Genomic DNA, 13,773 nt, shown 5'->3' with positions numbered 1-13,773 from the left:
GTCTTTATTTTGCGCCCCTTTCCTCAGTTTGCCGCCCGAGTTGCCCCATGTTGGACAAGACCTATCTGCCCCAGGATGTCGAGAACCGCCTGTACAAGGCCTGGGAAGAGGCGGGCGCGTTCAAGGTCGGCGTCAAGACAGGCAAGCCCTATACCATTGCCCTGCCACCGCCGAACGTCACCGGCAGCCTGCATATGGGCCATGCGCTCAATCACACCCTGCAGGACATCCTGATCCGCTACCAGCGCATGCTGGGCCGCGACGCGCTGTGGCAGCCGGGCACCGACCATGCCGGCATTGCCACCCAGATGGTGGTGGAACGCCAGCTCGCCGCGCAGCAGCAGAACCGCCACCAGATGGGCCGCGAGAAATTCGTCGAACGCATCTGGGAGTGGAAGGCGGAATCCGGCGGCATGATCACCGGTCAGCAGCGCCGCCTGGGCGAGGGTTGCGACTGGAGCCGCGAGCGCTTCACCATGGACGAAGGACTGAGCGCAGCCGTACGCAAGGTCTTCGTCGAACTCTATCGCGAAGGCCTGATCTACAAGGACCAGCGCCTGGTCAATTGGGACCCCAAGCTGCTGACCGCGATCTCCGACCTGGAGGTCGAGCAGCATGAGGTGAAGAGTCACCTGTGGTATCTGCGTTATCAGGTCGAAGGCACCGATACCCACATTATCGTGGCCACCACGCGCCCGGAGACGATGCTGGGCGATACCGGCATTGCCGTGCATCCCGAGGACGAGCGCTACAAAGACCTGGTCGGCAAGTTCGCCATCCTGCCGCTGGTCGGTCGCCGCATTCCCATCGTTGCTGACGAATATTCCGATCCGGAGAAGGGTTCGGGCGCGGTGAAGATGACGCCCGCGCATGACTTCAACGATTTCGAGGTCGGCAAGCGCCATAATCTCGAGATGATCAACATCTTCGACAAGCATGCGAAGCTGAACGATGCTGTGCCGGAGAAGTATCGCGGCATGGAGCGTTTCGCGGCGCGCAAGCTGATCGTCGCCGATCTGGAAGAGCTTGGCCTGGTCGAGAAGATCGAGCCCAACACCCATATGGTGCCGCATGGCGACCGTTCGCAGGTCGTCATCGAGCCTTGGCTGACCGAGCAGTGGTATGTGAATGCCGAAGTGCTCGCCCGTCCGGCCATCGAGGCGGTGGAGAAGGGCGATATCCAGTTCGTGCCGAAGAATTGGGAAAAGACCTATTTCGAATGGATGCGCAACATCCAGCCCTGGTGCATCTCGCGTCAGCTCTGGTGGGGCCATCAGATTCCGGCCTGGTACGGCCCCGACGAGAAAGTTTTTGTTGCGTATGACGAAGCCGAGGCGCAGGCCGAGGCCACGAAGCATTACGGCAAGGCCGTCGAACTGCGCCGCGACGAGGACGTGCTCGACACCTGGTTCTCCTCCGCGCTCTGGCCGTTCTCGACGCTCGGCTGGCCGGAACAGACGCCGGTGCTGCAATCGCATTACCCGACCGACGTGCTGGTCACTGGATTCGATATCATCTTCTTCTGGGTCGCCCGCATGATCATGATGGGCCTGCATTTCACGAAGCAGGCGCCGTTCCACACGGTCTACATCCATGCCCTGGTCCGCGACGAGAAGGGCCAGAAGATGTCGAAGACCAAGGGGAATGTGCTGGATCCCCTCGACATCATCGCCAAATACGGTGCCGACGCATTGCGCTTCGCGCTCACCATCTTCGCCGCCCAGGGTCGCGACGTGAAGATGTCGGAGCAGCGCGTCGAAGGCTATCGCAACTTCGCCACCAAGCTATGGAATGCGGCACGCTTCGCCGAGATGAACGGTTGTGCCCTGCCGGCGGATTTCGATCCAGCCAAGGTGAACGGCACCATCAACAAATGGGCGCTGGGTGAGCTGAGCAAGGCGACCCGTGACGTTGAAGCCGCGCTGGCCGCCTACAAGTTCAACGAGGCCGCTGGTGCGCTCTATCACTTCACCTGGGGCAGCTTCTGCGATTGGTATCTGGAACTGATCAAGCCGGCATTGCTTGGTGAAGATGCCGCGCTGAAAGCCGAAACCCAGGCGACCTGTGCCTATGTGCTGCGCCAGCTGATCCATCTGCTGCATCCCATCATGCCCTTCATCACCGAAGAGCTGTGGGACAAGCTGTATGGAGCGCCTGGCGGTTATCTGATGCTGCGGGGCTGGCCCCAGGATGGCGCTCGCCCCGAGGACAAGGCGGCGTCGGCCGAGATCGACTGGCTGATTCGTCTGATCGATGGCGTGCGCGCCGCGCGTGCGGCCCTGAATGTCCCAGCCGCGGCCAAGATCGCCATGATCGTCAATGGCGCCTCGGCCGAGACGGCCGCGCGGCTGGCCCGTCATGCCGACCCGATCAAGCGCCTGGCCCGCATCGAGACAGTCTCGGAGAATACTGCTGCACCGCAGGGTTCGGCGCGTCTCGTGATTGATGAAGCGACTTACGTGCTGCCGCTGGCCGATGTGATCGACATTGCCAAGGAGAAGCAGCGCCTGGGCAAGGAACGTGACAAGGCGTTGGCGGAAATCACCAAGATCGACGCCAAGCTGGCGGACGCCACCTTCATGTCGCGCGCCCCGCAGGCCGTGGTGGACGAGCAGCATGAGCGTCGCGCCACCCAGTCGTCGCTGGCCGAGAAGCTGGCCGACGCTTTGACCCAGCTGGGCTGATCATGACCGTGGCTGACGACAGGGCGCTGCTGGAAGCCGCTTCGGCGCTGATCCGCAAGCGCTACGCTGTCGGCCGTCATCACATTGCAGCGGCGCTGCGCACGCGTTCGGGCAAGATCGTCACCGGACTGCATCTCGATACCTATGTTGGCCGGGCCTCGGTCTGTGCCGAGGCCGTCGCGGTCGGTCAGGCCATGGCCGACGGGGCAGGGCCGGACGACCCGATCACCGATATTGTCTCGGTGCGCCATCCCCGTCCGACCGAGCAGAACAAGGATATCCAGGTGGTGGCGCCCTGTGGCATCTGCCGCGAGATGCTGCGTGATTTCGCGCCGGATGCGCGCGTGCTGCTGGCTAGCGAAGACGGCGGCCTGAAAGCCTACAACCCGACCGATCTGCTGCCGCTGAAGTATCACCGGCAGCCATAAGGCTGCAAAAAGGAAAGCCGCCAACCGTAACGTCAGGCCTCAGGCCTCAGGCCAGCGTGGCCAGTGCCACGCGCAGATAATTGCCGCCCAGCAGCTTCAGCATGTCCTCACGCTTGAATCCGCGCGCCATCAGCGCGGCCGCCAGTTCTGGCAGGACCCTATAGCTCGGGAAGGCCGATGGGCTGAGCAGGCCCAGCATGTCGCTGCCCAGTCCCACGTTATCGATGCTGGTGGCATCCACCATCTGGGCAATGCCGGCGGCATATTCATCGATATTGGGGAAGATCGTAGCCGGTGGCCAGATCCCGATCACGCCGCCGGTCTTGGCCACCAGCTTGGCATGGATAGGCAGGATCTGTCGGATGAACGGGCGATTGTTCATAGTCAGCGAAGTATGCGACAGCACCAGCGGCTTGGTGGTGACATCAACGGCGCGCTTGACCAGATCGTAGGTGCCATGGGCGATATCGACCACGATGCCGCGCGCGTTACAGCGCTGAATCACCGCGACGCCGGCATCGGTCAGGCCGCCATGCACCTTGGCCTCGGTCTGGATGTCGCCCAGTTCGTTGACGCGGTAATGGGTGAGCTGGAGGTGACGCAGCTGCCATTTCTCGTAGGCTTCATCGACGCGCTCGGCCTTGCCTTCCAGGAAATCGCCGCCTTCGGCCGAGACGATGACCGAAGGCCGGTCGGGATGCGCTGCCCTCAGGCTGGCCGCATCGGTGATGACGCCCAGCTTCTGTGCTTTCACCAGGTCATGCAGCCGGCCGAAAGCCTGCTGGGCATAGGCGTAAAGCTCGCCCGGCGCCGGATCGCGGAACGGGCGGATGCGTTTGTCTTCTGTAGCCTGAGTGGCCGGCGTGTCCGCCACCATGGCGAGGCAGATCACCGCCATGCGGCCGGCGCGCATCGGCTCGGCCACGGGTGTGAAGGGGGCGCGCTCCTGGATGCGCTTCAGGCCGAGGATCGAGCCGGCATGGCTGTGCAGGTCGATGGTGATCGCATCGCCCAGCGCCTGTCGTGCTGCGGCGATGGCAGCCTCGTTCGGCGCTGCCGTGGCATCGGGCATCCAGGCCGACAGGCCAAGCGTGGCGGTGCCGGCCAACACGGCGCGGCGGCTGAAGCCGGTACCGTTGGCCGGCATCGGTAGCAGGCGGGCATCATGCAATTGGTAGCGCCAGCCGGCGTCGTTCTGTGCAAGGCAGGTCCAGCGACCAGCCAGCCGCAGCGGGCGGCTGGCCGGAGTGACCGGCTCGTCCATGAACACTTCGATACGGGCATGCGGGTTGCGCGGCAGATGGCCGGCGCAACAGACCGGCTCAGCCACCAAGGCGAAATGCGACTGCGGGTCTGTATCTTCGGCCGGCGCCATCCAGCCATCGATCTCGATCCAGGCACCGTCCAGTGCATCGGCGATGGCTTCACTCGCCAGATCCCTCCAGGTGATTCGCATGGCCGCCTCCCGTCGCTCCAGCATCGCGCTGGCGGTCATGACAGGGAAGCGAAATGTGCCGGTGCAATGGATCGCTTGACGGCCCATAGGCGGACTGGTCTGCTGCCGGCCATAAACCGGAGGCACAGATGAGCAACCCGCAGGTGAACGAGATTCTTGATATCGTCCAGGTCTATCTGGACGGGCTGTACGAGGGCGATACGGCGAAACTGCGCCAGGCCTTTCATCCCGCCTCCAGCCTGTTCGCGTCGATCGACAACAAGCTGGTGAATGTGCCGCGTGAAGACTGGTGCAAGATGGTGGAGAGCCGTCCGTCGCCCAAAGCCAACGGCCAGGGTCGTGAGCATGACCGTATCCTGTCGGTCGATATCACCGGCCCGGCAACTGCCCTGGTGAAGCTGAACTGCGCCATCCTGCCGCGCCTGTTTACGGATTACCTCAGCCTGATCAAGCTGGATGGTCACTGGCAGGTGATCAGCAAGACCTACACGGCCGAAACCGTGAAGGCGTGACGATACGCTCAGTTCAGGACTGAACCTTGGCTACCGTCGTCGCCTTTACAGACTTCTGCCGGATCACCACGGCGGTCAGTGTCGTCAGCGCCAGCATGGCGGCGACGAACCACAGCACGCGGTCGGCATGGCCGTGGTCGAGCAGCAGGCCGAGCACCAGCGGCGCCATGGCCGAGCCGGCATCCAGGCCGGAATAGACAAAGCCGAAGACCCGCCCCGATGCGCCCTTGGGCGCGGCGCCGCGCACGATCAGGTCGCGTGACGGCGTGGTGAAGCCCTGCAGGAAGCCGGCAGCGGCAATCGCCGCCACCAGACCCGCAGCCGGCAGATTCAGGTTGGCGACCAGCAGGATCAGGCCAGCCGCACCAAGCAGGCCGCCGATCACGATGGCTTCCAGCTTTACGCCCTTGTCGGCGACCCAGCCGCCAACCATCACGCCACCGGAGGCGCCGAGCAGGAAGCCGGTGAGCGCTGTAGTGGCCAGAGTCAGCGGGGTATCATAGAGCGCGGCAAGTGTGGCCGGCAGGAAGTTCTGCGTGCCGATCAGTGCAAAGGACAGCAGCAGGAAATAGCCGAAGCACATCACCACGGGCAGGCTGAGCAGGGGCCCGAGGGCTTCGGCCTTCTCGCCGGCCTTGGCGGCGGCACGACGGGCGGCGCCGGCATCCTCCTTGATCAGGTCGCGGTTGAGCAGCAGGGCGGCGAGGATCGCATAGCCGACAAGGGCCGCGATGATTGGTGCGGCACGCCAGCCAAAGAGTGCAGCGCCGCCAGCCATCAGTACCGGCGCCAGGCCCCAGCCCAGATTGCCGCCTAGCGTGTGCGTGCCATAGGCCATGCCGAGACGCTTCTGATCGACCGATGCATTGAGAATGGAGAAGTCGGCCGGATGGAACACGCTGTTGCCGATGCCGGCCAAAACTGCCACCGGCAACAGCAGCCAGTAGCTGGGCGCCAGACCATAGAGCAGGACCGCCGTGCAGAAGATCGCCAGGCCGCCGATCAGCACGTTGCGCGCGCCGATGCGATCGACCAGGAATCCGGCCGGCGTCTGCAGAACCCCGGACGTGACGTAGAACAGCGTCATCACCAGGCCCAGCTCGGTGTAGCTGACAGCGAAATCTTCCTTGAGGAAGGGAAACAGCGGCGGCAGCACCAGCTGGAAGAAATGGCTGCAGCCATGGGCGAAGCCGATCAGCGCCATCACCTTGATGTCACGGTTCGGAACGGTGGACGGCTGGCCGGGAAGGGCGATGTCGGTCATGGGGACCTGCAGAACGAAGCGGACTGGCGAATTCCGGCTGTATCGCCGGTTGACGCTCAGCCTAGCAGTTAATCCGCATGCGGCAAACGGTGGAATGGGTGCGTTTACTTCGCGTTTATGCGATTTCGCGGGCGCAAAAAAAAGCGCGGGGGTTTCACCCCGCGCTCTGTTTGCGGCCCTAGTCGATCCGGGGCTGCGCCTCAGTTCTTCATCTTGATGGACTTGTCCAGGAAGTCGTTGGTGTAGACCGTCTTAACGTCGAAGTCCTTCTCCATGCCGAAATAAGTCTTCACCAGATCGTAGTCGAACTTCATGCGATCGGCGTTGAAGGCGCCGAGGGCCACGCCGGTGGTGGTCGGATCGGTCATCAGTTCCTTGATGCGGTTCCACTGGTCGCGCTGGTTCGGCTCGTCCAGGCCGCTGACGCTGGCCATCAGCGCCTTCAGGCAGGGACTGACGTCGGTGACGCAGGCCGCGAAAGCCTTCTGCGAAATCTGCACGAACTTGGCCACTGTGTCCTTGTTCTTGCCGAGGTATTCGCCATTCACGATGATCGAGTTGCCATAAAGGTTCAGGCCGATATTGCGCCAGGCCAGGAATCCGAGATCAGGGCCGAACTCGCGCACTTTCAGATCATGCTCGTTGTAGAAATCGCTGGTGATGTCGATCGCCTTGGCCTTCAGCGAGGCGACCTTGGCCTGCGGTGTGATGTTGACGAAGGTAACGCTGTCAGTGGCGATGCCGACCTGCTTGGCAAAGGCCGGCCACATCACGCGCGAAGCATCGCCCGGTGGGTTGCCCAGCTTCTTGCCGGGGAAGTCTTTTGCTCCAGTGATCCCCGAACTCTTGAGCCAGTAGAAGCCCTGCGGCGAATTGGCATAGACGGTCATCACCGAGACCAGATCGGCGCCCTTGCTCTTGGCGACCAGGGCGGTGGCCATATCGGCGATGGCGAATTCGGTGTTGGCGGCACCGACGCGCTGGGCCGAGACGCCGGACCCCTTGCCGGTTTCGATGCTGACATCGATGCCGGCCTGGTCGTACCAGCCCTGGGCCTTGGCATAGTAGTAGGGGGAATGGTCGGCGGTCGGCACCCAGTTGAGCAGCAGGTTGACCTTCTGCTTGCTCTGGGCTTGGGCCGCTCCGGCCGCCAGTACGGGCAGCAATGCCGTTGCCAGCGCCATGCCAAGGATTTTGCGCGGTGTCATGATGGTTCCCCTCCGTTGTGATTCGCTGTCCGGCTGACCGGGCTGAAAGAAACTCTAGCCAGACGCCGCGATCCGTTCAATAATTAATCAACCAGTTGGATGATAAGAGATGAGTATGGAAAATCCGGCACCGATCCGGGACGAGGGCGGCAGCGAGCGCCGCCGTGACCCCGTGGCGACCAAAGCGGCGCTGCTCAAGGCGGCAGTGGTGGAGTTTGCCGCGAAAGGTCTGGCCGGGGCCCGGATCGACGAGATCGCCCAGCGCGCTGGCGTCAACAAGCAGTTGGTCTATCACTACTTCGGCAGCAAGGATGAACTCTACCGGGCCGCGCTGGAGCTGGTTTATGCAGAGATCCGTGAGCGGGAGAAGGCGCTGCACCTCGCCGACCTGCCGCCGCGCGTGGCGATGGAGCGCCTGATCGGTTTCTCCTTCGACTACCTGGCTGAGCATCCGGAATTCCTTGCCCTGCTGAACGACGAAAACCGCCAGGAGGCTCGTCATGTGCGCGGCTCCGAACGGCTGGAGCAGATGCATTCACCACTGGTCAGCCTGCTCAAGGAGACCCTGGAACGCGGGGCGGCCGAGGGGGCATTCCGCCGCGACCTTGAGCCGGTGCAGCTCTACATCTCGATTGCCGGCCTGTCTTACTTCTTCTTCTCCAATAACCGCACGTTATCGGCCATTTTCGGCCGTCCGCTGGACAGTCCGAAAGCCGTTGCCGAGCGCCGCCGGCATGTGATTGCCTTTGCCATGGGGGCTTTACGGCCGTAAAACAATCAATCAACTAGTTGGTTGATTGTGATGGGGGGGGGCTGCTAAGCTGCGAGTCAGACAGGGGAGCAAGCATGGCCGTGACCGAGCCGACTGCGCAGCCGGACGAAAAACCCAGAAGCAGCCATCTACTGCGCTGGGCTACCATTGCCGTCATCCATGTGGTCGCTGTCATCCTGTGGGAAATTCTGGTCCGCATGACCAAGCTGCCGGCCTTCATCCTGCCGGCGCCGAGCGTGATCTTCGCCACGCTGTCCAAGACCAACTATGCCTGGGTCTCCAACACAGGGGTGACGGCCGCTGAAATCTATGGCGGCTATCTGCTGTCGGTGGTGACCGGCGTGGCGCTGGCCTTGCTGTTCACCTGGTCGCGGCTGCTGACGCTTCTAGTCTTTCCGCTGTTCATCACGCTGAACATGATCCCCAAGGTGGCGCTTGGCCCGCTGATTATCGTGTGGTTCTCCTACGGTATCGGCACCAACATCATGATCACGCTGTCGCTGTGCTTCTTCCCGATCCTGCTCACCACCGTACGTGGCCTGAAGGAAGTGGAACCCGATCTGCTCGATCTGGTGAAGTCGCTTAAAGGTTCGCGGTGGCAAACCTTCATCTATATCCAGTTGCCCGGCTCATTGCCCTATATCTTCTCCGGCATGAAAGTCGCCGCGATCCTGGCTGTTGCCGGCGCAGTGGTGGGCGAGTTCATTTCGTCCGACAAGGGCCTAGGCTATCTGATGATCCAGGTGCAGGCCTCGCTCGACACGCCCGCCATGTTCATGGCGGTGATCCTCATCACCCTGCTCGGCATCGCGCTCTACCTGCTGGTGCTGATCCTCGAACATCTGCTGATCCGCAAGGATGCAAGGATTGCGTCATGACCCAGAGCAAGACCGAAACCTGGCTGGATGACAGCGCGCTGCCGACGGGCTTTGCCGACGAGGCGGCGCTGGAAGAATTCATGACGCGCCCGAGCCGCGCCCTGGCGGCCGATCTGGAAGCGCTGGACGGCGACATCATGATCCTCGGTGTCGGCGGCAAGATGGGTCCGACCATGGCGCGGCTGGCCAAGCGCGCCGCGCCAGGCAAGCGCGTGATCGGTGTTGCCCGTTTCAGCGAAAAGGGCCTGAAGGAAGGCCTGGAAAGCCACGGGATCGAGACCATTGCTACCGACCTGATGGATCGTGACGCCATTGCCAGATTGCCGCGCATTGCCAATGTGGTCTTCATGGCCGGCCGCAAGTTCGGCGCCAGTGGCAACCAGTCGCTGACCTGGGCGATGAATGCCCATGTGCCGGCGCTGGTGGCCGAAAGCTTTGCTGCCTCGCGCATCGTCGCCTTCTCGACCGGCTGCGTCTATCCGTTTGTGCCGGTCGACAGCCAGGGCGCCACCGAGCAGATGGAGCCCAACCCACCGGGCGAATATGCAATGTCCTGCATCGGCCGCGAGCGCATGTTCGAGCATTTCTCTCAGGTCCATAAGACGCCGGGCCGGCTGTTCCGCCTCAACTACGCCATCGACCTGCGCTATGGCGTTCTGCACGACATCGCGCGTCTTGTGATGCAGGGCGAGCCGGTGGATGTCACCATGGGTCATGTCAATGTGATCTGGCAGGGCGATGCCAATGCGCAGGCGCTGCGCTGCCTGAAAGCCGCGACAGTGCCGACCACGCCGCTGAATGTCACCGGGCCTGAGACCATCGCCGTGCGCTGGCTGGCGGAGAGCTTTGCTGCGCGCCTCGGCAAGAAGGCTATCGTCACCGGTACTGAGGCACCCAACGCCTGGCTCAATAACGCCGCCGAGGCGGCGCGGCTGTTCGGTTATCCGCGCATCCCGCTGGCCAGCATGCTCGACTGGGTGGCCGACTGGGTGTCGCGCAGCGGCCGCAGCCTGGGCAAGCCGACCCATTTCGAGGTGCGCGATGGCGCCTATTAAGACGCTCGATATCGATCGTCTTGACAGCGCCGACCTTTCGGCGGCGCTGGTGCTATCGGCCGAGGCTGGCTGGAACCAGACCGAAGACGACTGGCGGATTTTCCTCGACCAGGGCCGCGTCTTTGCCTGCCGCGATGGCGATGGCAGGCCCGTCGCGACAGCGGCCATTCTTCCCTATGGCGATTTCGCCTGGATCAGCATGGTTCTGGTGACGGCTGCGATGCGGCAGAAGGGTATGGGCAGTCTGCTGCTGCGCCATTGCATCGGCGAATTGCAGCGTGAAGGTCGCGTACCCTGTCTGGACGCAACGCCGGCTGGCGAAAACGTCTACCTGCCGCTCGGCTTCCAGCCGGTCTTCGGCATCACGCGCTGGCAGGGGCAGGGGCAGGGGCAGGGCAGAAGCGCGGTTCCGGTGGATGTCGAGGCGTGCCAGGCCCTTGACGAGGCGGCGTTCGGCGCCCGCCGTGCGCCGCTGCTGCACAGCTTTATCGGGCGGCTCCCAGTGCTGGCATTGCAGCAGGACGACGCCTTTATCGCGGCGCGCAATGGCCGTGTCGCCACTCAGATCGGACCGCTGGTTGCGGGCAGCGAAACGCAGGCGCTCGATCTGCTCACGACGGCCCTGGATCATGTCGCAGGCCCGGTCTTTCTCGATGTCCCTGACCGCTGGACAGCCTTGAGGGCCGAACTCCAGCGGCGCGGCTTCACCATCCAGCGTGGTTTCCGCCGCATGGCCTTAAACAGCAGCAACGCCAATGGCGATCCGGCGCGCAGTTTCGTCATCGCCGGTCCTGAATTCGGGTAGAGGATATCAAGCATGGGTTTGCATCATTCCAAGATTCCGGCCGCGGTTCTCAGCAGCCTGCGTAAAGGCACCGTTATTCCGGCACATCCGCTGGCGCTGGATGCCAATCGCGATTTCGACCGCAGGCGCCAGCGTGGACTGACGCGCTATTATGTCGATGCCGGCGTCGGCGGCCTGGCCGTCGGCGTGCACACCACCCAGTTTGCCATCCGCGATGTCGGCCTCTATGAGCCGGTGCTATCGGCCGCCATGGAAGATGCGAAAGCCTGGACGGATCGTCCGCTGGTCATGGTTGGCGGCCTGGCCGGCAAGACCGCACAGGCGGTGAAGGAAGCACAGACGGCCGTAAAGCTCGGCTACCATGCCGGCCTGCTCAGTCTGGCGGCCATGAAGGATGCCGACGTCGATGCCATCATCGCCCATTGCGAGGCGGTGGCGGCCGAAATCCCGCTGGTCGGATTCTACCTGCAGCCGGCCGTTGGCGGCGTGGTGCTGGATGCCGAATTCTGGCGTCGCTTCGCCTCGATCGACAATGTCATCGCCATTAAGGTGGCGCCGTTCCATCGCTATCGCACGCTGGATGTGATGCGCGGCGTGGCAGCAGCGGGGGCGGAAAAGCGCATTTCTCTCTATACCGGCAATGACGACCATATTGTGCTCGACCTCACCATTCCCTTCACGGTGAAGCGCGGCGATGAAGCGGTGAACCTGCGCTTCGTTGGCGGCCTGCTCGGTCACTGGTCGGTCTGGACGCAGCAGGCGGTCAGGCTGCTGGAGAAGGCCCACGCCGCGGTCGCTGCCGGCAGCGTGTCTCCCGAGCTGCTCGGCCTCGATGCGCGCGTCACCGATTGCAACGCGGCCTTCTTCGACGTTGCTAATGATTTCCACGGTTGCATCGCCGGCTGCCATGAAATCCTGCGCCGCCAAGGCCTGCTGGAGGGCATCTGGTGCCTCGATCCGCATGAGGGCCTGAGCCCCGGCCAGGCCGCGCTGCTCGATCGCGTCAGCCGCGAACATGCCGACCTCTCCGACGATGCCTTCGTCAAGGCCAACCTGGAGCGGTGGTTGGCATGAATGCGGCTGCTCCACTGATCCACCTGCAGAATGTCCGCAAGACCTATCGCGGACGCGGCAAGGATTTTATCGCCGTCTCCGACGTCACCTTCGATGTGGAAGAGGGCGATCTGGTCTCGCTGGTCGGTCCCTCTGGCTGCGGCAAGACCACCGTGCTGAAGATACTCGCGGACCTGCATACCGCAGATGACGGCGGCACGGTCGAGATCGGCGGTGGTACGCCGTTCACGCCCGGTCGCGATGTGGGCATGGTGTTCCAGCAGGCGCTGCTGCTGAAATGGCGCACCATCCTCGACAACGTTCTTCTGCCGGCCGATATCCTCGGCCTGCCGCGCAAGGCCGCCCGGGAGCGCGCCCGCGACCTGCTGCATATGGTTGGCTTGGCTGGTTTCGAGGCCAAGTATCCTTATGAGCTTTCCGGCGGCATGCAGCAGCGCGCCGCCATCGCCCGTGCGCTCGTGCATGATCCGAAGCTGATCCTGATGGACGAGCCTTTCGGCGCGCTGGATGCGCTGACGCGCGAGAAGATGAACTTGGAAATGCTGCGCATCTGGCAGGAAAGCCGCAAGACCATCATCTTCGTCACCCACAGCATCCAGGAGGCGGTCTTCTTGGGTTCGCGTTGCGCGGTGCTGACGGCCGGCCCGGCCCGGATGGCGGACTGTTTCCCCATCGACCTGCCGTTCCCGCGCACGCTGGATATGAAGACCACAGAGCGTTTCGGCGACTACACCAAGCGGATCTATCGCCTGCTGGGCATGGAATAAACCACACTCAAGTTTGGGGCCGGCTTGAATTTTCCGACGGCCGTATCACATTGGGGGTATGGAAACTGCCGTCCGTGATAATCCCGCCCACAGCCGATACGAACTCGATGTCGACGGCCAGGTCGTCTTTGGCAATTACCGCCGCCAGGGCGATGTGCTGGCCCTCACTCATGTGGAAGCGCCCGTGCAGCTGCGCGGCACCGGTGCCGCTGGCCGCTTCATGCAGGGCCTGATGGAAGAAATGCGACAACAAGGCCAGAAGGTGTTGCCGCTCTGTGGCTATGCCAGCGCTTGGCTGCGCCGCCACCGCGAATTCAGCGATCTCGTCGTCTGATCTAGGCTGGTTGCTGCCGGACCCAGTCCAGATAGGACTGCAGGATGTAGCTGGCGGCCAGCTTGTCGACCAGCTCGGCGCGGCGCGCCCGGCTCAGGTCGGCTTCCTCGGTCATCATCCGCTGCACCGCCACCGTGCTAAGGCGCTCATCCCACAGCGCCACCGGCACCGGAATCTGCAGCGCGATGTTCCGGGCAAAGGCCCGGGTGGCCTGGCAGCGCGGGCCTTCGGTGCCGTCCATGTTGACCGGCAGGCCAAGCACCAGGGCACCGACATTCTCCCTGGCAGCGATTCTGACCAGTTCGGCGGCATCCTGGGTGAATTTCTTGCGGGGCAGCGTCAGGTAGGGGCTGGCGATATGATGGCCGGGATCCGACAGTGCCAGACCGATGGTTTTGGTGCCCAGGTCGAAGCCGAGGTAACGGCGGCCGGATTCCAGCCGGATCGGGCCATCGGCAGGGCGGAACGGGGCCGGTTTCGGGGGGGCTTCGGAGGGTGGTGCAGGGTTGCCGGTGGACATGCCGGATGATACTTTC

The 13,773-nt window shown here is 63.3% G+C and carries 14 protein-coding genes; 10 read left to right on the top strand and 4 right to left on the bottom strand.

What is annotated here, in order from left to right; translation table 11 throughout:
- The first annotated feature begins 47 nt into the window (after positions 1–47).
- Positions 48–2,684, top strand: coding sequence for a valine--tRNA ligase (locus AC1ROT_RS21600; protein ID WP_493001578.1), 2,637 nt, complete (start codon positions 48–50; stop codon positions 2,682–2,684).
- A 2-nt stretch (positions 2,685–2,686) separates the two neighbouring features.
- Positions 2,687–3,112 carry a cytidine deaminase gene (locus tag AC1ROT_RS21595; RefSeq protein ID WP_493001576.1) on the top strand — a complete coding sequence of 142 codons (426 nt, stop codon included), beginning with the start codon at positions 2,687–2,689 and terminating at the stop codon, positions 3,110–3,112.
- 46 nt (positions 3,113–3,158) lie between these two features.
- Here AC1ROT_RS21595 and AC1ROT_RS21590 read toward each other — a convergent pair whose 3' ends face one another.
- The gene (locus AC1ROT_RS21590) at positions 3,159–4,568 is read right to left on the bottom strand and encodes a dipeptidase (protein ID WP_493001574.1); all 1,410 of its coding nucleotides are present in this window, start codon (positions 4,566–4,568) and stop codon (positions 3,159–3,161) included.
- A 128-nt stretch (positions 4,569–4,696) separates the two neighbouring features.
- Here AC1ROT_RS21590 and AC1ROT_RS21585 point away from each other — a divergent pair, with 128 nt between their 5' ends.
- Positions 4,697–5,080, top strand: coding sequence for a nuclear transport factor 2 family protein (locus tag AC1ROT_RS21585; RefSeq protein WP_493001572.1), 384 nt, complete (start codon positions 4,697–4,699; stop codon positions 5,078–5,080).
- 13 nt (positions 5,081–5,093) lie between these two features.
- Here AC1ROT_RS21585 and AC1ROT_RS21580 read toward each other — a convergent pair whose 3' ends face one another.
- Together AC1ROT_RS21580 and AC1ROT_RS21575 are read right to left on the bottom strand one after the other, a co-directional pair.
- The gene (locus AC1ROT_RS21580; RefSeq protein WP_492973150.1) at positions 5,094–6,344 is read right to left on the bottom strand and encodes an MFS transporter; all 1,251 of its coding nucleotides are present in this window, start codon (positions 6,342–6,344) and stop codon (positions 5,094–5,096) included.
- Positions 6,345–6,544: 200 nt separating this feature from the next.
- Positions 6,545–7,552: an ABC transporter substrate-binding protein gene (locus AC1ROT_RS21575; RefSeq protein WP_493001571.1), complete on the bottom strand. Its 1,008-nt coding sequence runs from the start codon at positions 7,550–7,552 to the stop codon at positions 6,545–6,547.
- 109 nt (positions 7,553–7,661) lie between these two features.
- Here AC1ROT_RS21575 and AC1ROT_RS21570 point away from each other — a divergent pair, with 109 nt between their 5' ends.
- The 7 genes from AC1ROT_RS21570 to AC1ROT_RS21540 all read left to right on the top strand — a co-directional run bounded on the left by AC1ROT_RS21570 (position 7,662) and on the right by AC1ROT_RS21540 (position 13,237).
- The gene (locus tag AC1ROT_RS21570) at positions 7,662–8,324 is read left to right on the top strand and encodes a TetR/AcrR family transcriptional regulator (protein WP_493001569.1); all 663 of its coding nucleotides are present in this window, start codon (positions 7,662–7,664) and stop codon (positions 8,322–8,324) included.
- Between the two features lie 74 nt (positions 8,325–8,398).
- Positions 8,399–9,202, top strand: coding sequence for an ABC transporter permease (locus AC1ROT_RS21565; RefSeq protein WP_493001567.1), 804 nt, complete (start codon positions 8,399–8,401; stop codon positions 9,200–9,202).
- A complete protein-coding gene (locus tag AC1ROT_RS21560) occupies positions 9,199–10,257 on the top strand; it encodes an NAD-dependent epimerase/dehydratase family protein (protein WP_493001565.1) in 1,059 nt (352 codons plus the stop codon). Before AC1ROT_RS21565 ends, AC1ROT_RS21560 begins: the two co-directional genes overlap by 4 nt.
- The gene (locus AC1ROT_RS21555; protein WP_493001563.1) at positions 10,244–11,062 is read left to right on the top strand and encodes a GNAT family N-acetyltransferase; all 819 of its coding nucleotides are present in this window, start codon (positions 10,244–10,246) and stop codon (positions 11,060–11,062) included. Before AC1ROT_RS21560 ends, AC1ROT_RS21555 begins: the two co-directional genes overlap by 14 nt.
- Before the next feature lie 12 nt (positions 11,063–11,074).
- Positions 11,075–12,136, top strand: coding sequence for a dihydrodipicolinate synthase family protein (locus AC1ROT_RS21550; protein WP_493001562.1), 1,062 nt, complete (start codon positions 11,075–11,077; stop codon positions 12,134–12,136).
- Positions 12,133–12,903: an ABC transporter ATP-binding protein gene (locus tag AC1ROT_RS21545; RefSeq protein WP_492973137.1), complete on the top strand. Its 771-nt coding sequence runs from the start codon at positions 12,133–12,135 to the stop codon at positions 12,901–12,903. The genes AC1ROT_RS21550 and AC1ROT_RS21545 overlap by 4 nt, the downstream gene beginning before the upstream one ends.
- Before the next feature lie 58 nt (positions 12,904–12,961).
- Positions 12,962–13,237 (top strand): GNAT family N-acetyltransferase, encoded by a 276-nt coding sequence (locus AC1ROT_RS21540; protein ID WP_493001560.1) that lies wholly within the window; start codon positions 12,962–12,964, stop codon positions 13,235–13,237.
- 1 nt (position 13,238) lies between these two features.
- Here the strand turns inward: AC1ROT_RS21540 and ruvX are convergent, their stop codons facing one another.
- The gene (ruvX, locus tag AC1ROT_RS21535; RefSeq protein ID WP_493001559.1) at positions 13,239–13,757 is read right to left on the bottom strand and encodes a Holliday junction resolvase RuvX; all 519 of its coding nucleotides are present in this window, start codon (positions 13,755–13,757) and stop codon (positions 13,239–13,241) included.
- Positions 13,758–13,773: the final 16 nt, after the last annotated feature.

It is taken from the genome of Ferrovibrio sp. GW821-FHT12E11, assembly GCF_058806975.1.
This window is presented reverse-complemented; position numbering and strand designations above follow the sequence as displayed.